This is a genomic window from uncultured Sunxiuqinia sp., assembly GCF_947495665.1.
In the GTDB taxonomy this organism is placed as follows: domain Bacteria; phylum Bacteroidota; class Bacteroidia; order Bacteroidales; family Prolixibacteraceae; genus Sunxiuqinia; species Sunxiuqinia rutila.
This window is the reverse complement of sequence record NZ_CANLZV010000009.1, coordinates 23,395-41,286: the sequence shown is the minus strand read 5'-3', so window position 1 is coordinate 41,286 and position 17,892 is coordinate 23,395. Positions and strand designations below refer to the sequence as shown.

9 protein-coding genes are annotated in these 17,892 nt (G+C 44.6%); 1 reads left to right on the top strand and 8 read right to left on the bottom strand.

Annotated features, from left to right (window positions below; all coding sequences use genetic code 11):
• Positions 1-20: 20 nt before the first annotated feature.
• The 3 genes from Q1A18_RS12300 to Q1A18_RS12290 are packed head-to-tail and all read right to left on the bottom strand — an operon-like array spanning position 21 to position 7,486.
• A complete protein-coding gene (locus tag Q1A18_RS12300) occupies positions 21-3,233 on the bottom strand; it encodes a sugar-binding domain-containing protein (RefSeq protein WP_299580412.1) in 3,213 nt (1,070 codons plus the stop codon).
• Positions 3,234-3,244: 11 nt separating this feature from the next.
• Positions 3,245-6,085: a sugar-binding domain-containing protein gene (locus Q1A18_RS12295; protein WP_299580409.1), complete on the bottom strand. Its 2,841-nt coding sequence runs from the start codon at positions 6,083-6,085 to the stop codon at positions 3,245-3,247.
• A gap of 21 nt (positions 6,086-6,106) precedes the next feature.
• Complete coding sequence (locus Q1A18_RS12290; protein WP_299580406.1) at positions 6,107-7,486, bottom strand: sugar porter family MFS transporter; 1,380 nt, start codon at positions 7,484-7,486, stop codon at positions 6,107-6,109.
• 359 nt (positions 7,487-7,845) lie between these two features.
• Between Q1A18_RS12290 and Q1A18_RS12285 the strand changes: the two genes are divergently transcribed.
• Complete coding sequence (locus tag Q1A18_RS12285; protein WP_299580404.1) at positions 7,846-8,715, top strand: AraC family transcriptional regulator; 870 nt, start codon at positions 7,846-7,848, stop codon at positions 8,713-8,715.
• Positions 8,716-8,936: 221 nt separating this feature from the next.
• Here the strand turns inward: Q1A18_RS12285 and Q1A18_RS12280 are convergent, their stop codons facing one another.
• The 5 genes from Q1A18_RS12280 to Q1A18_RS12260 form a co-directional block, all read right to left on the bottom strand.
• Positions 8,937-10,310, bottom strand: coding sequence for an efflux transporter outer membrane subunit (locus tag Q1A18_RS12280; RefSeq protein WP_299580401.1), 1,374 nt, complete (start codon positions 10,308-10,310; stop codon positions 8,937-8,939).
• Positions 10,311-10,314: 4 nt separating this feature from the next.
• Positions 10,315-13,461, bottom strand: coding sequence for an efflux RND transporter permease subunit (locus tag Q1A18_RS12275; protein ID WP_299580398.1), 3,147 nt, complete (start codon positions 13,459-13,461; stop codon positions 10,315-10,317).
• 3 nt (positions 13,462-13,464) lie between these two features.
• Positions 13,465-14,610, bottom strand: a complete 1,146-nt coding sequence (locus tag Q1A18_RS12270) for an efflux RND transporter periplasmic adaptor subunit (protein ID WP_299580395.1) — start codon at positions 14,608-14,610, stop codon at positions 13,465-13,467.
• Between the two features lie 469 nt (positions 14,611-15,079).
• Positions 15,080-15,955, bottom strand: coding sequence for a discoidin domain-containing protein (locus Q1A18_RS12265; RefSeq protein WP_299580391.1), 876 nt, complete (start codon positions 15,953-15,955; stop codon positions 15,080-15,082).
• 38 nt (positions 15,956-15,993) lie between these two features.
• Positions 15,994-17,874, bottom strand: coding sequence for a RagB/SusD family nutrient uptake outer membrane protein (locus tag Q1A18_RS12260; protein WP_299580388.1), 1,881 nt, complete (start codon positions 17,872-17,874; stop codon positions 15,994-15,996).
• Between the last annotated feature and the right edge of the window lie 18 nt (positions 17,875-17,892).

Genomic DNA, 17,892 nt, shown 5'->3' with positions numbered 1-17,892 from the left:
TTCGATATCAGCATTGAGCTTTATTCTGCGATTAATCCAATTTCGCTGATCATCAGGTTTCCACCTTTTTGAACTTTGGTTTTGAGCACGACTTCTCCGTCATTGGTATCTTCACGCATGACAAACAATTTTACCCATTTGCCATCTTGCCCAATGTTGTCGATCATCATTTCGCGGCCTTCAATCCAGATTGTTCCGGCTCGGTTTTGCTTGTTCGGATCGGTAAAACGAACAAACAGGTTGCCAATAATGCCGTTTGGAGTTTTTAGTTTGACCGTCATTTCCCGACCAGTCCAAGCAGATTCTTTTCCATCATTCCAAGTGTCATGCGCTGCAACATCATAATCGCAGCCTGCTTTTTGAACCAGGATTTTATCGAAGCTTTTTTTCCATTCTTTTGATCCGGTCGCTGTCCGGTTAGCGCCACTCTTTACATACAAAATGGCGTCTTCAAATCCTTCTGGTGCTTGCGATACGGCTGGTTGTACAAAATAGAAGAGCTTTTCGATTTCATCCTCACTCAGTTGATACGATGGATTGAAATTACTTTGATTCATGTAGCTCAGCAGACTGTGCTTTAGCTGACGGGCAACAGGCTTGCTGTCATCCGAGATATCATAGCCACACACCATCAGCTTACCCGTTCCAACTTGGCATTCGAAGATGGATCCCAACTTGTCATTGATATGGAAATCGCTTATCGGTTGTGCTACCGGAAGTAGGTTCGGGTGATCATTCAGTACGAAAGACCGGCCTTTGCTGATGGTTTGCCATTGGTAATGACTGAAATTATCAGTCGGGAATCCGGCAAGTGCCGGATGCGCTTGGTTGACATACAAGCCCAAGGTTGAGTTTGCCTGTCCCGGAAAAAATACGCTTGACCAGAAAAGAGGCGTGAAATAAATTGGGCGCGATGTTGTGCTGGTGCCCAGTTCGCTGGCATACAAGAGTACTTTGCCGCCATTTTTCAAGAATTCTAGTACCTCAGGCGTAATTTTGTCAACAGTCAATACTTCTTCCTGCTCGGGAGTTACCGGAGGGTAAATCCACAGATCCCAGCTATTGAAAAACTCGGTGCCGTTTAAGGTGATGCTGAAGGTATATTTCCCGGCTTGCTGAATCTGATCAAAGGAGAATGTTGCTTCTCCAATGGTTTTCAGCACACCACGCTTAACGGTAAAATCATCTATTGTTCCTTGCTGAATCAATTGTCCCAAAGCAGATGTTAGCTGCCAGGTTGCTGTTGTTTGAAGGGAGGTAGGTCCATAGTTGGCTACTTGTAGTTTAGCCGAAAAGTTTTCCTGATTCTCCCAAACAAATTTTTCGAATCGGGCTAAAGGAACAACGGTGTTGGAATAGCGTCGGAAGCTTTCGGGAGTAGTATTGCCTTTGGCGTCCCAAAAACAATCGAGCCAGCCAACCAGCGCTTCACCTTGACCCTGATAATCCTGCATGCTTAAAAGTTGAAAGCCGGCGCAGGACTCGGTGCGAAAGAGGTTCTCAACGTGTGCTTTGTAAAGCAGGTCCTGGATGGCTCCACTGGCCTCATGAAACTGCCGGTTCATACCCAACAGGTGATTCTTTTGGGCCGACTCACGGCACTCTTCGAGGTTACGGGCTTTTAAAACGCCCGTGTATTTGTCGATCTCGCTCCAAAGCGGGTAAACCGGAAACTGGCCAACTTCGTGTGCAATAATAGGAATGTTGGCTTGCGCGTAATGCTTTTCCAAATCGAAGTCGGTAGTATAGCCGCTCACGCCATAGGTGCGTCCTACTCCAGGAATGTTGTGCGTCGCCATGTATTGGTCAACTGGCATAATTTTTCGGGCCGTTGAAACAGAATACAGGCGGCGGTTATCTTCATTTTTGGCCTTTTCAACCCATTGTTGCATGGTGTCAAAATCGGAGTTCCCCAATTCGTTGCCAATGCAGAACATGGTAAAGGAAGGGTGGTTTCCATAAGCGTCAAGCATGCGTTGCATTTCGGACTGTACGTAAGCATCAGCCGATGGATTTTTGCCCAAACCTTCAGGTAAGCCTTTGGTGTACATATCCGGGCGATCTTCGGGGGCAGAGGTCATCCACCAGTCAATCCAAAGGATTTCGGCTTGGAGGTATAGTCCTAGCTTGTCGGCCGCAATAAAAGCAGCTTCGGGAGGACACCAGGAGTGAAAGCGGACATGATTGAGTCCGTAAGACTTATAAATTTTGAAAATACGCTCCCATTCGGCTGGATCACAAGAAGGGTAGCCCGTTAGCGGGAAATGCACACAATCCAGGTTTCCGCGCATGAAAACCGGCTGGTCGTTGATCAGGACTTTCGATTTTGAATGGCCCACTTTTCGGAAGCCAAAACGCGTTTGCTGTGTTTCGCGAGCCTTCCCGGCGGCTACAGTAACTGAAAGTTCATACAGGTTAGGCGTAAACTCATCCCATTTCTTAACCGGTTGATCAATTTTGAAATTGAAGGAAGCGTCACTGCTACCGCTGGAAGCTGTGGCTTTTTCTTTGGTGTCAAGCACCACTTCTCCCGAGCTTAAATCAGTTAGTTGGAAATGATAGTTTACCTTCGTTTCTTTTCCTTCATTTTCTGTGTCGAAAGTAATGGTCAGTTCGTTCTTATCGACATCGGGCCATGTTTTTAGCCGGTCGATATGGACAGTCTCTGCCGCACGAAGTTCAATTTTACCAACAATGCCGTTCCAGATCGACTGGGTATATTCGCTGTAAGTATGCCCTTTATCGCCAATGTTGTGAATCATGTCGTTATTAACCCGCACGGTAAGCGTGTGTTTTCCGGGGCTAAGTTTACCCAGTTGGTGTCGATGTGGCACGCCGAGACCATCCTGTGTGTCGCATTGTTTGCCGTCAATCCATACTTTAGACTCCCAGAGTACGCGCTCCAAAAACAGTTCGATGTTTTTATTGCGTAGGCTTTTAGGAATGACAATTTCCCGTTGATACCAGGCTGGTCCAATGTATTTGTATGCCCGGGTTAAAATGCCATAGTCGGAACCTGAAGTTTTCTCTCCGAGTTGAGCTTCGTCCGTTGTGCCCGGAAGTTGAATGGTGCCATTGAATGAGCTTTCGGCCCATTTTTCTTGCTCGCCCAAGTTATCCGGATCCAGTTTGATCGACCACGTTCCGGCAAGGGAACGTGGATTCTCCTGAGCTTGAGTTAATGGCCCAAGGAAGAGGGTAGTAAGTAGTATGAGTAGTAGTTTGTAGTTCATATCCAATTGATTTAGCGTAGTAGGTTCTTGAGCTGTTTAATGCTGCTGCTTTGCTTGGGGTTGAATTGTTCGCTTAGCATGTACTGCTCCAGGCTTGTCCGAAGCTGTTGGGCTGCAGGACGTTCTTGCAGGTTAGTGGTTAAGTCGGCACTGCTAACCAGGAGCTTGCCGTTTCCAACGGTGACTTCAAACAATAGAGCCAGTGGGCGATTCGTCACCCAATCGTCAATGATTCGAACAATTGGCTCAATATCCGCATTCAGTTGGCTGATGTTGATGGCATCGGCATGCGAAACGGCATCCCACCATTGCCAGTTACTGTGATATTCTGTTGGAAATTGGCTTAATGCCGGATGGCTTGGGTTGCATAAAATGCCCAAGGTATGCGGTTTTTGCCCTACGGTCCATGCGGTGTTCCAAAAGATGGATGAAAAGCCAAGTCCAACTTCGCCTCCATAACCTTCTTTCACGGTTCCCTTACCCAAGTTGAGTAAAACTTTTCCGCCATTGTTAAGTTGGTCAATAGCTTGGCGGTTGAGTTGACGGGTAACCAGAATTTCAGATGGAGTAGGCGTTTTTTTAGCGGGATACACCCAAAGATCCCAGTGATTGATGGCATTTTCAATGCTAACTTCCAGACGGAGTTGTTTGGGCGAATCACTTGTTTTAAAAACGTAGTTCAGCTGTCCCAGTTTGAAACAGTTGCCAATAGGAATATCTTGTTGTTTGAAAATTCCTTGGGCAACGGTGGTACCATCGGTTGTTTTTAAGGTCCAGCCTGATTTGGCTTGGTTTAGAGCCTCTGAACTGAAATTGGCAACTTCAACAGAAGCTTGCAAGGTATCGCCAGCCGTGAAAACATGTTTTTTCAAGCGGGCCAAGGGAACAATGGAGTTACAGAACTGGCTGTATTCTTCTGGAGTGATATAGCCTTTTTCATCCCAAAAGGCATCTAAAACTCCAACCAGGGCCGTTCCTTGTCCCGGAAAATCGTGCAGGTCAAGTAATTGGAATCCGGCAAATCCAGGGGTTCTCAGTGCTGCCTCAATGTCGGCCTTGTAGCACAGTGCTTGCAGTTTTCCTGAAGCCAGCAAAAAGCTATCGGCCAAATGAATCATGCCTTGTTCTTCCAGCTTTTCCTGGAAAATCTCAAAGTTTTTGGCTTTCAGTACGCCATCATATTTTTCAATTTCTTTGAAATTGGGGTAGGCACACCATTGTCCAATCTCATGGCTGACAACCGGCTTGCCGTCAGTAGTCAGGTCGTCGCGCCAGTCATAGTCGCTGCGAGGTGGCTGACTGTTGATAATACTCTGCAGCCCTTCACCCCAACCCTGAATCCGAGGACCGGGGATATTGTGGTAGTTGTTGGCCTCGATAACGGGCCAGGCAGCTGCTCCGGTATAAAGACGGCGGGAATCTTTTTCAGTCCAATAGTTGACAAAATCGGATAAAAACTCGCGTTGATTTTTCCCGGCGGGTTCGTTTCCGTAGGCCATCAGGCAAAATGATGGATGGTTCCCATAGGCTTCAACCATTCGCTTGCTTTCATCCCATAGGTAGGCATCAATAGGTTTTCCGTCGCCGATGGTCGTCGTGGTATTAGCCCATGAAGAGCATTCTACCTGAAGGTAAACACCTAGTTCATCGGCTGCAGTGAAAGCAGCTTTGGGTGGGCACCAGGAATGAAATCGAATGTGGTTCAATCCGTGAGCTTTTACGATGCGCATAATCCGTTTCCATTCAGTGGTATCGCACGGCGGATAGCCTGTTTTTGGGAAAATGGCACATTCTAAAGTTCCTCGTAAAAAGGTCGGACGCCCGTTAATGGCAAATCGGCTTCCTTCAACCTTGAATTCGCGAAGACCGGTGATTATGCTTTTGCCGGACTGAGTGCCTTCTGTTTGTAACTGAAGGTCTAGTTCGTACAGGTTTGGATTGAATTCGTCCCACAAGGCAGCTGATTCTCCCAATTGGCAAGAAAGCTCTACCTGATTTTCACCGGGCAATAGTTCCAATTCCTGGGTTACCGTTGCAATGTCTTCGTTCGATTTGAAGTTATGAGGCTGTACATTCAAGCTAAAATTTCCTTTTTGCGTAACTGATCCCGTGTTGACCACTGTGGCTTTGACGGTGAATGATTTTGTGTCAAGGTCTGGAAATGCTTGCAGGCTGTTGATATGGGTTGGCGCTTCAGCTTTTAGTAATAAGTCGCCAATCATGCCATTCCAGTTTGATTGGGTATGATCTGAAATAGAGTGAGAGTTTAATCCGGGATCAACCGCTTTTGTCCGGTTGTCAATGCAAACGGTCAGGCGGTGTTTGCCGGGAGTTAGCATGCTGGTTAAATCGTATTGATGAGCAGTTCCAAGCGAGTTTTGCATGCCTGCTTCTTGCCCGTCAACCCAAACCCGGCTTTCCCAATGGCAGCGTTCCAGGTATAGTTCGATGGCTTGTCCTTTCCAGCTTTCCGGAATGCTGACTTCTTTCTGGTACCAGGCAGCTCCCTTGTAATATTTTATGGGCTGAAGCCAGCAAGGTACTTTGATGTTACCCGGTTCGCGATATTTTGCATACTCCGGGCTTTTGAAATAGGAACTGTCCACAATCAGTCCGGTCCATGGGGTATTGACTGATATGTCATCGCCTATGTTGTTGGTGGTTAATGAGCCGGGTAAAGTCAGGCTACCTTCAAAATTGCGGTTGTACCATTCCTCTTGAATCCCTTTATCATCAGGATCCAGTTCATATTGCCAGCTTCCAGCCAAATTAATCTGATTTTGACCTGCGTGAGGTTGGCAGGCTGTAGCAAAAATGATCAGTAAAAAGATTATAAAGTTCGTGTATTTCATCTGTTTTGTATAATAGTAAGTTTAACTTTCAGTCTCTAATTTTTCAATTTCTTCCAAACTTTTTCCTTTGGTTTCAGGCAGTTTCTTCAGAATAAACAGGAACCCTGCGATGCAGATAAAGGCATAAAGCCAGAATGTGCCACTGGCATTTAGCCATTTATTCAGTATTGGGAAAGTATAGGTGAGCACAAAGCTGGCAATCCAAAGCGACATGGTGGCGATAGCCATGGCTGCTCCCCGAATGCTGTTTGGGAAGATCTCGGAAAGAACCACCCAGGTAACCGGTGCAAGGGTCATGGCATAAGTGGCAATCGCCAGCAATACAAGGCTTAAAATAGCCAGGCCTTTCAATTCAAGAAAGAAACAAATGCCCATGGTCAGGTAGATGACGGCTAATCCCAAAGATCCGGTCAATAGTAGTTTTCGGCGTCCCCAGCTGTCAACAACCCGCATGGCAAGCAGGGTGAAAAGCAGGTTAACTGTTCCGGTAACAACAATATTGAACAGCATGTCATTCAACGAGTAGCCGGCGGAGGTAAACACCTCTTCAGCATAGTTGAAAATGACATTGATTCCGCACCATTGCTGGAATGCCGCCAGAACAATGCCAATGACAAGTATTGGGCGTATTTTTTTTGAACGGAGTTTGCTCCAGTTGATTCGGGAGGAGTGCTCGGTAAAGGATTCGTTGATGCTAGCTTCTTCCTGCCGGGCATAATCAGCGCCTCCAATGCGTGATAGAATTTTTCGAGCTTCGGCATTATCTCCTTTCTTAAGAAGGAAGCGCGGACTTTCCGGAATGAAGAATGCCAAAATGAAAAACAGTAAAGCCGGAGCCAGTTCAGCCCAAAACATCCAGCGCCATCCCCATTGCCCATTCCAGGAATTCAGGATTGCCTGATCAGAAGCTCCCGGATCAACTTTGTCAGCAATAAGCAAATTGATTATTTGCGCTAGCAAAATTCCAATGACGATGGTAAGTTGGTTGACTGAAACCAGGCGCCCTCGCGTTGCTGCCGGAGCAATTTCTGCAATGTAAACAGGCGAAATAGCAGACGCTAATCCAATGCCAAGCCCACCTACCAGCCGGAAGATGATAAATGGGGTAAATTGAGAAACATAGCCCGTTCCCAAAGCAGAAATGGTAAACAGAGCAGCAGCGCAAATCAGCGATGGTTTCCGTCCGAAGCGATCGGAAATGAATCCGGAGGACAGCGCTCCAAATAAGCAGCCGATTAGGGCGCTGCTCATGGCCCATCCCTGAAGGGTTGGTGAGTTGACAATGTCGAAAAAACGTTCGTAAAAAGGTTTGGCACCGCCAATGACTACCCAGTCGTACCCAAAGAGCAGGCCTCCGAGTGCAGAGATGAGTGTGATGCCGAAAATGAACCTTTTATTCATGTGTTTAGGTTTATGGGGTTATACTTGAAGGCAAATCTAGCACCAAATGAGCAAATGACAAATGAATTATTTTGTGATTTTATGGATTATCTTGCTATTTGGTATATTTTGATGTTTTTGTTTTCTGTTTGCTTTTTAGGGTTTTATAAAGATTTGAACTTAGTGGTTATTGGTAATGTGTTGCTATTTTGATAGTTTTGTCCAGTCAAGAATTCGGATTCGTTATTTAGGCAGTATTCATTTAATATTGATGGTCGGCATTAAGTCATTGGTGTGTGGTGGAGCTCAGGAATTCGAAAGCTTGAATCGATATTGAATAAGTTTATTAAGTATGTGATGTTTATACTTAGCTGTTGCTCATGAAAAAAGAAGAGGGATTTCCGGGACAATTGAGTTTTGTTCTGCCCGAGAAGGTCGTTAATCTGATCAGGCAAAACCGGTTGATTAATGATTTGTATTTTACCGACATTGGTTATTACCCGCAAGCCAGGCATCACTTTAGATTTCGAGAGCGTGGAAGTGCTCAGTATATTTTAATTTATTGCCTGGATGGCGAAGGGGTTATTCGAATAAAGGAAACGGATTATCCGATTCATGCTGATCAATATTTTATTATCCCTGCTGGAGTAGGTCATGCTTATCATTCGTCTTCAAAGCAGCCATGGTCAATCTATTGGATTCACTTTACCGGAGAAAAAGCAATGCTTTATCATCGTTTGTCGGGGGCGTGTTTTGATATTAAGCGGGAGCGAAATTCACGAATACATGATCGCCTCAACCTGTTTGCTGAAATCTTTCGTAACCTGGAACGGGGTTATAGTCAGGAGACGCTGGAATATGTCAACCTTTGTTTGCGATACCTGTTGGCTTCTTTTTCACATGTGCAACAATTTCGCGAGGTCAAATTATCAGATGAAGATGATGTGGTTGCTCAAACCATTAATTACATGCTCGAAAATCTGGATCGAAAATTGAAGTTGGAGCAAATCGCTTCGGTTGTTGCCCTTTCTGCATCGCATTACTCGCGTACGTTCCAAAATAGAACGGGTTATTCTCCGATTGAATACTTTATACAATTAAAGATTCAGCGAGCCTGTCAGCTTTTGGATAAGCGATCGCTTAGTATTGCTGAAGTGGCTTATCAACTGGGTTACGATGACCAGTTCTATTTTTCAAGACAGTTCCGAAAAGTGATGAATGTGACTCCCCGGGCTTACCGTAAGCGTTGAGAGGGGGCGGAAGGGGAGTGAAGTCATTCCTAAGCCGGACGGGATCTTAAAAGCAGGAATCAAGGCATTAGAAGATAGACAATAGACTTTAGATGCCCGGGTTTTCATAATCAAGACAATAGGCATTAGGCAGGCACTCATAACCACCCAGTCACCAACCACTGATCACCATTCTCCGGGCACTCTTCTTCTCCAACTTTAGGCACTTCTTCACAAGTGCTCTATTCCCAGCCTCCTCCCAAGGCCTGGTACAAATTGATAAAGGCTTCGAGTAAATCCTGTTTGTTGCTGGTTAACGACATTTGAGCATCAAAGGCCTGGCGCTGGCTTTCAAGAAATTCGATGTAGCTGGCAATTCCTTTGTCATACCTTTCTTCAGAAAGTTTTGCAGCTTCAACCGCAGCATCAACATGTTCCTGAATCGCTTTTTCTTCCTGTTTCAGGGTTTGAATAGCTACCAGGGCATCTTCTACTTCTCGAAAAGCATGGAGAACGATGCCTTCATATTGGTGGATGGCCGCTTGGGTAAGCGCTTCTTCAGCCTTTACGCGGTTGGCATTTTTTTGCCAGTTGAAAAGCGGTCCCAAAAGGCTTCCATTGACATTCCAGGCCGGATCACCAGAAGTAAGCTCACTTAAATCGTTGCTGGCAACACCGAGTAAGCCCGTTAAACTAAATGATGGCAAACGCAATGCTTGCGCAACGCCAACCATTGCAGTTTGGGCAATTAATTCTTGTTCTGCTTGCATGATATCCGGTCGGCGGTCCAACAAACTTGAAGGAATGCCTGCTGGTATTTCCGGAACCTGCGCGTAAACATTCAGCTTATTGGCATAGTCTTGCTGACTGGGATACTCGCCAACCAGGATAGCCAGGAAATTCTCCGATTGTGTTGCCAACCGCTTGTAAAGAGGGATAGCTGCCTCGGCGATGGCTTTTTGAATTCGGGAATGGTTCAGGTCAATTGCCGGAATGATTCCTGCATCAAAGCGGTACTGCAAAATCTGGTAGGAGCTATCCCTAATCGCATAGGTCGATTCAGCAATTTGCAGTTTGGCGTTAAACTCCTGAACTTGAAAATAGGTCGTTGCCAAGGTAGTGACAAGCGAAAGCCGTAAGGCATTTAACCCATGTTCGCTGGCCAGGTATTGGGCTTGAGCCGCTTCATTCATTCGTCTTATTTTTCCCCAGAAATCCAGTTCCCAACTAGCTTGTCCAATCAGGTTAAAGCTGTTGACCGGGTTGGGAAGTTTGCTTCCCGCATAATTGCCTCTTCCGGCTGTACCTGAATAAGAAAACTGCGGGTACAAATCAGCTTTTTGGATGGCCAACTGGTGGCGCACGGCTTCAACTCTTTGGGCAGTGGCCAACAGGTCTTTATTGTTGTGCAATGCTTTTTGAATCAGGGTATCCAATTCCGGATCATTAAACAGGTTCCACCATTTCAGCTTATCGTCAAAATTGGCTTTCTCTTCGTCAAAAAGGTAATGCTCCGGAAGTTGAACTTCGGGTCGGGTATAGTTTTTTCCGACTCTGCATCCTCCGAGAATTAGGATTCCCAGAAAAAGCAAAGCGATGGCTCGAATCATTTTCATAAGGCTACTCTTTTGGTTTTTGTTGATTGGCTAATGCTCTTTTTTCTTCGTATTTAGCCAGCTTTCCGATGAAAACAAATAACATCGGATACATGACGACTCCAAGTAAAGTGGCGATGGTCATTCCTCCGAATAAGGCCATGCCCATCACTTTGCGGGCTTCGGCTCCGGCTCCGGATGCTACAACAAGAGGTAATACGCCGAGGATGAATGAAAAGGCAGTCATCAAAATGGGACGAAAACGGAGCCGTGCCGATTCAATGGCTGCATCATATAAGCTCATGCCTTCATCAAATTTGATTTTAGCAAACTCAACAATCAGAATGGCATTTTTTGCGGCCATGGCAATGAGCATAACCAGCGAAATCTGCATAAATACATTGTTCTCGAAGCTGGGGCTTATAAAGCGTGCAAGTAAAACAAAAAGCATGGCTCCAAGAATGGCAAATGGCGTTCCGAGCAGAATGCTGAAAGGGAGCGACCAACTTTCGTATTGTGCAGCCAAAATCAGGAAGACAAAGATTAAAGCGAAGACAAAAACGATTGCTCCCGAGCCACTTGCTTTTTTCTCCTGGTACGACATGTTGGCCCACTCGTATCCCATGCCCGGAGGCAATACTTCCTGAGCGACTTCTTCCAAGGCTGTAAGGGCTTGCGCTGAACTGTATCCGGAAGCTGGCGAACCCGACAGTTCAACAGCCCGGTAAAGGTTGAAACGGTTGGTGTAGTCTGCTCCGGAGCTTTTTTCAACTGTGACCAGTGAAGAAAGTGGCAGGCTAACCCCATCGCTGTTTTTAATGAAATACATGTTGAGTTGATTGCCATCCTGACGATATTCAGGAGCCGCCTGTAAGTAGGCTTTGTATAGTCGTCCAAACCGGTTGAAGTCGTTAATGTAAGCACCTCCTAAGAAGGCACTGATGGTGGTGTAAAGGTCATTCAACTGGACACCGGATTTCAGTGCTTTGTCCCGATTAATGTTTAGCCGTCGTTGGGGAACATTCGAACGGTAGGTGGTGAAAATATTGGCAATTTCGGGCCGCTGCATGGCTGCTCGTATAAACAGTTCGCTTTGTTCTGAAAGGAATTGAGGCGTGTGTCCCTGCTTGTCTTGCAACATGAGGGTAAAGCCGGAGCCGTTTCCAAGTCCGGGAATGGCTGGTGGTCCGAAAGAGAGCACCTGGGCTGCTTTGATGTTTTGGTTGAAAAGCATGTTTAGCTTTTGAGCAACCTGGTTGGCTTTCAACTTGCGTTCATCCCATTTCTTCAAGGTAATAAAACATATGGCTGAGTTGGTGGACATACTTCCTGAAAGCAGGTTAAAGCCTGCCACGGAAGCGACACTTTGAATCTCTTCTACATTTTCAAGGATCGCTTGTACGTCATCAACGACTTTAGTCGAGCGTTGCAGCGAGGCCGCATCAGGAAGCTGCATGTTTACAAACAGATAGCCTTGATCTTCTTCGGGGATGAATCCTTCGGGAACAAACAGGCTGACAACAACTGTTAAGACCACCGTCATGACCAGGAACAGGATACTTCGCGTAATCTTCCGAGCAACAATATGGGTAACTTTCATGTAGTTGACGGAGCCTCGTTCAAAAGCCTTGTTGAAGGTTTTGAAAAAGCGACCAAGCAAACCGCCAGGCAACGTTGGTTTCCGAAGAAGAATGGAAGCCAGGGCAGGGGACAGGGTCAAGGCATTGACCGATGAAAATACCACGGAAACGGCTACGGTAATGGCAAATTGCTGATACAGCCGACCGCTAATTCCGCCCATGGAGGCTACCGGAATAAATACGGCAACAAGCACCAGAGTGGTTGCTATAACCGGAGCTGTAACCTCTTTCATGGCTGCAATGGTGGCTGTTTTTCGATCCATGCCGTTTTCAATATTAACCTGCACGGCTTCGACAACCACAATGGCATCATCCACAACAATTCCGATGGCAAGAACAAGTCCCAGTAAAGAGAGGGTGTTGATGGTGAATCCCAACAATGGAAAAATGGCAAATGCTCCGATTAGAGAAACCGGGATTGCAATGGTTGGAATAAGGGTTGCCCGCCAATCCTGAATAAACAGGAATACGACAAGGATGACTAGAATTAAAGCAACAATGAGGGTGATGACTACTTCTTTAAGTCCTGCAGTAATAGGAGCTGTGGCGTCCAATGCTGTTTCGTATTGTATTCCTTCAGGAAAGGAGGCTGCCAGCTCATCCATTGTCTTTATAATTTCTTCGCCCATGGTAACCGCGTTGGTTCCCGGAGACTGATAAATGGAAATTAAAGCGCAGGGTTTTCCCTGATAGTGGGCTTCGGTGTTATAGCTTTCCGATCCCAGTTCGATGGTGGCTACATCTTTTAGTTTGAGTTGGCTGCCATCCTGGTTGGTGCGAATGGCAATTTCTCCAAACTCTTCGGCAGTAACCAGCCTGTCGGGTAAAGTAACGGTGTAGGTGTGTTCGGTACCTGGAGGGGCCGGTTCGGCGCCAAACTTACCGCCGGGAACAATGGTGTTTTGCTGCCGGATAGCATTGGTAATTTCAGGGACAGTGAGGTTCAACTGTGATAGCCGGTCTGGCTTGATCCAAATACGCATGGAGTAGTTGCCGGCTCCCATGACGGTGACACGGCCTACTCCTCTAACCCGTGCCAGTACATCCTGAATGTTGATGATGGAATAGTTCCCCAGAAATTTCTGATCGTATCGTCCATCACTATAAATGGCCAAAGCCATAACAATGCTACTCATGCTTTTTTTGGTGGTAACACCCATTCGTTTAACTTCTTCCGGGAGTTTGGCCGTAGCGGCAGAGGCCCTGTTTTGGGCAAACACCGTATTCATGTCCGGATCAGTGCCTATTTCAAATGAAATACTAATGACCATACTGCCGTCGTTGGCGTTGGTCGATTTCATGTAAAGCATGTTTTCCACGCCATTGATTTCCTGTTCCAAAGGAGTGGCAACTGATTGTTCTACATTGATGGCGTTGGCTCCACTGTACTGAGCTCTTACCTGAACCATTGGTGGCGTAATGTCCGGGAACTGTTCCATGGGAAGTTGTATGGCCGAGATCCCTCCGACGATCAGAATAACGATCGCAATAACCATGGCCACGATGGGCCGTTTAACGAAAAAATTTCCCATAGCTTATTGTTCTTCGTTGCGTACACTAACAAACTCTTGTGGTTGAGGAGTTATTTGCATTCCTGTTCGAACCCGGTTGGTTCCTTCAAGAATGACCAGATCTCCCGGGCTGATTCCCTGGCGAATAATCACGATGTCCTGCAGGGTTTCACCAGCCTCAACAGATTTGAATTCTACTTCGTCCTTGTCGTTTACCACATAGACGTGGTATTGCCCCTGAACTTCCTGTAAGCACTTTAACGGAATGACTACTGCTTTGGCCCGTTCGGCAAAACCGATTCTTAAGCGGGCAAATTGTCCGGGGCGTATGGTTTCTTTGGGGTTGGGGAAAGAGGCTTGCACCAGAATTGTTCCGGTTGTTGGATTAATGTTCCGTCCAACAAAATCAACCCGTCCCAAGTGAGTATGTCGGCTACCGTTGGCAAAGAAAAGCTGAACCTCTGCTTCTTTTTCCTGTTTGTTTGGTTCCGCAATGGCTTGCTGGGCTTTTTCGAGTTGAGAAATGTTCAGGTATTGCAATTCGGTTAAGTAGAAGTGAACCAGGATGGTGTCTAGTTGAGATATTGTATTCAGCACAACCGGGTTGGGAGCAAGCCCGACATAATCTCCGGTCTTTGCTTCTGAAGCTCCGATAATGCCGCTGATTGGAGCGTATATTTTCGTGTAGCTTTGCTGAATTTTGGCATAGTCGAGTGAGGCCTGGGCTGCTTCCAGTGAGGCTTGGGCTGCCCCATAGCTGGCAACAACAGCGTCATAATCACTTTGACTGACGGCTTTATTAGCAACAAGTGGTTTATAGCGGTTGTAGTCGCTTTCAGCTTTAATCAGGTTGGTTTTTGCCTGGGCCAGAAGGCTCATGGCTTCAGCTACTTTTGCATTTAAAGGAGCCGGATCGATGGAGTAGAGCAATTGCCCTTTTTTGACTTTTCCGCCTTCTTTAAAATGAATGCCTTCCAAATACCCATCAACGCGGGCTCGAACGGAAATATCATAAAGGCCATAGGTTTGACCGATAAAATCTTTGTAGACCTCTACCTCCTCCATTGAGGCTTTGTACACCGGAATTACAGGGGGCTCAAAGGTGGGTTTCTGGGGAGCACATCCTACCACAAAGGTAAGGATTAGTGCCAAGGCGAATGTTTTTGTCATAATTTGAGGAGATATTAAATTTCTAATTGTGAAATGGGTCAATATCTTGTAATGACTTGAATGGTCGCTGTTTCGAGATATAATTTAGGGAAATATCAGCTTAAAAGCAAGTTCTGGATGAGATAAGGAGAAATTCAGATTATTATATCCAGGAGGAAGGAGGAGAGGAGGAAGAAGTGAATAAAAGCGGCTTTTTGTGTGGAGTTTGTGATTTGAGCCTTGCCTTTTTTACTTTGAGAATATTAGTTAGAGGTAATTGCTTAAGCAGGAACAACGAAGTTTTTGGGAGCTTTCTTTACGCTCTGTTTTTTTTAATCGGTCAGAGTGGTATTTTTTATAGAATTTGGGAACAAAATAATAGAAATTGAATAACAAGAATGATTCCGACCTAAGGGAAGTCGTTAATCATTCTTGTTATGAGCTAACTCATTAACCATTTTTTTCAAATGGCATGAGGCGAATGAAATGGCTAATACTCTTCTTCGTAATCAGGTGACTCAGGATCGATAATCTGTAAATTTACTTTATAAATTTCCATTTCACTCATAGTCCAGAATTTATCTCCTTGATTTGTCTTATTTACAGCATATCTGAGATATCGAAATGGTTGACTGGATTTATATGTTGGAGATTGGAACCAGTCTGTTTGAGATGTTGGTAATCCGTCTTTTTCTTTGGTCAGATTAATAATCAAAAACCAGTCCTGACCATCAATACTCCCCATAAGGTCAACATCAATTGGTTTTCCTAAGGACTGATTTGTTCTTGGAAACCAGTTTATTTTAAAAGCTTTGACCTCTTCCTGAAGATCAAAATCCAACCATGCAATATCTGGGATATCTCCACTCCATCTAGCGTGATAAATTGTTCCATCATTGCCATCGAAAAGGTTTATGGGAGGATTTTTCCCTCCTTCCATAATTGAATTACCAGTTATTTGTGCTTCAGTAAAACTTAATTTCTCTTGAGATAGAAAAGTTTCCTGAATTGGGGCATGACCAGATATTCCAGTATATTCATGTGAATCTCCTGGTGTCCGGGTAATACTGTAGGGGGTTAGTCTAAATTGGTAATCACCATATTTATATCTTGTATCATCTATAAGTAGAGAGTCTCCACTTGAAAGGTTGATTACGTCTTTATTTTTACGGTGATCAAAATAGCTCACTTCTATATAGTGAATATTCTCGTGATCAGTTGGCATATCCCACCTTAAAACAATTTGTCCAGGCAAGGAATCTGAATGTACGTTACTTATATCGGGAGGAATAACATTTACAGTTTCATTTTCCTCACAGGCAATAAAGAAAAAAGGTACGATTAAAATATATAGTAATTTCTTCATCTGTTTTTCGTTTTAGTTTGTTAAATACAAGCGAAGCCTTAATATCCGGGGTTTTGAACCAGGTTTGTGTTTACATTAATATCTTTGATTGGTATAGGGAGCAAGTAATTTGCGGACTTAAATACACGATTAAAAGGTATTTCTGTAACATTCACATAGTTCTCAACGTCTTCGGCCTCAGTATTAAATCCGTTATGTTTTTTATTGAAGGCTTCTTCGGCTAACATCCAGCGTCTCATATCCCAAAAGTTATGGTTTTCAAGGTATAATTCAATTTGACGTTCCTGTCTTACAATCTCACGAAGTTTATCCTGACTTAGGTCTGCAACCGTGCTCCAGGCTTCTTCAACAGTTGGAATGCCTGCACGCACTCGAACCTTGTTTAGATATTTTTTGGCATTAGCTAAATCGTTTACTTCAACACATGCTTCGGCCATAGTAAGGTAAAGCTCAGCCAGCCTGATAACAGGCCAAGGATACTCAATAGGGCCTTCACTGCTTAGTTTTGTTCTGTGTGATGGATCACACCCTTTTTTGTTTAGAAAACCAGAGGGGTTGTAGTTATTTGTTCTGTTGCCTCTTCCACAATTTCCGTTTTTCAACATTGAAGTTACTAGCCGAGAGTAGTTTTCTCCTTCGATAATTGATTCCTGAAAGTCTGGATCATCTTTATAGGCACCATTGGATGTAGCAGACATTAATTCATAGTAACCCCCATGAAAAGATACCCAGGCATAAAATCGAGGTTCTCTGTTGAGGTTGTAAACTGCCGTTTTCTTTCCTGGTTGAGCTACTTTTTCATCTTCTTGCTCCACTGTAATTACATTAAAACGATTGGCGTAGTTGTATGCTGGGTCTTCACTTATGGGTAACCCATTTTCGGTATAAAAACGATCTAACATGGCTAAAGTGGGACCTACTCCATTCCAGGAAGCCTTTGATACAAAGGGGCGAGACTTATTTTGTAAGCCATATGTTCCTTCTTTACGAGTATCTGCCCAAAGAATCTCGGAATTAGCAGGTTCAATAATGTTGTACCTTAATGTACGTATTACCGGATCATCAGGATAACCGTTTTCACCATAACTGCTATTCGTATATAACGCATGATTCTCTGATTCAGCTGTCGTGATAGCATCCAGCGTTGCATCTTTTACTAACTGCCACTTTTGCAAATCAAAGCTTGTTGGGAAGAGTGGAGTACCATCATCATTCTTCAAGTCATCATACCTTGAGTTTCCGTTAAATAAGGGAGAGGCTGCATACAAAAGTATTCTTGTCTTAAGAGCTTTGGCTGCAACACTTGTAGCCAATCCATATTCTTCTCCAAATCTTTTTGCCGGTAAGTTGGTAGCAGCTTCATCAAATTTATCAACAACAAATTGGACACATTCATCCAGACTGCTTCTTGTTGAAAAGTCTTCCGGAGGAGTATTGACATCAGGTTCTTCTTTTATCAAAATACTGGGGCCGTAGCATTTGATTAATAGAAAATGATAGTATGCGATTAGGAAGTCAGCCTGAGCTGTATAATCTTTAATTAATTTTTCGGAAAGTCCTGGTACGTTCGCTACATTGTTTTTCATTATATAGCATTGCCTCAGGCCTCCAAATAAGGTGTTCCAATATGAAATAACAGGTGTTGTAGCTGTGTAGTTCCCTTTAGGGAATTTAGCAAATGTTTCGTGTTCAAAGCCCGTAATTACTTCATCACCTGTCATCAAATCAAGGGATGCTGCGCCATCTCTGGGGTTTGGCAAGTAGGAGTAGCAGGAGTATAAAAACTTTTGTACAGCTTTTTGATCCTTAAAGGCATCTTTCTCAGTAGGCCTTTCATCGGGAACAATGTCGAGATAGTCGCAGGATGATATTCCCAATAAAATAAAAGCGAGTATTATTGAATATATTGATGTTTTCATCTGTTTTGTATTTAGTAT

What these genes read in the sequence shown, in the direction of transcription:
- Q1A18_RS12265 (WP_299580391.1), bottom strand. Translation starts at nt 15,955, where the DNA reads ATGAAGAAATTACTATATATTTTAATCGTACCTTTTTTCTTTATTGCC.
- Q1A18_RS12290 (WP_299580406.1), bottom strand. Translation starts at nt 7,486, where the DNA reads ATGAATAAAAGGTTCATTTTCGGCATCACACTCATCTCTGCACTCGGA.
- Q1A18_RS12285 (WP_299580404.1), top strand. Translation starts at nt 7,846, where the DNA reads ATGAAAAAAGAAGAGGGATTTCCGGGACAATTGAGTTTTGTTCTGCCC.
- Q1A18_RS12300 (WP_299580412.1), bottom strand. Translation starts at nt 3,233, where the DNA reads ATGAACTACAAACTACTACTCATACTACTTACTACCCTCTTCCTTGGG.
- Q1A18_RS12260 (WP_299580388.1), bottom strand. Translation starts at nt 17,874, where the DNA reads ATGAAAACATCAATATATTCAATAATACTCGCTTTTATTTTATTGGGA.
- Q1A18_RS12270 (WP_299580395.1), bottom strand. Translation starts at nt 14,610, where the DNA reads ATGACAAAAACATTCGCCTTGGCACTAATCCTTACCTTTGTGGTAGGA.
- Q1A18_RS12275 (WP_299580398.1), bottom strand. Translation starts at nt 13,461, where the DNA reads ATGGGAAATTTTTTCGTTAAACGGCCCATCGTGGCCATGGTTATTGCG.
- Q1A18_RS12280 (WP_299580401.1), bottom strand. Translation starts at nt 10,310, where the DNA reads ATGAAAATGATTCGAGCCATCGCTTTGCTTTTTCTGGGAATCCTAATT.
- Q1A18_RS12295 (WP_299580409.1), bottom strand. Translation starts at nt 6,085, where the DNA reads ATGAAATACACGAACTTTATAATCTTTTTACTGATCATTTTTGCTACA.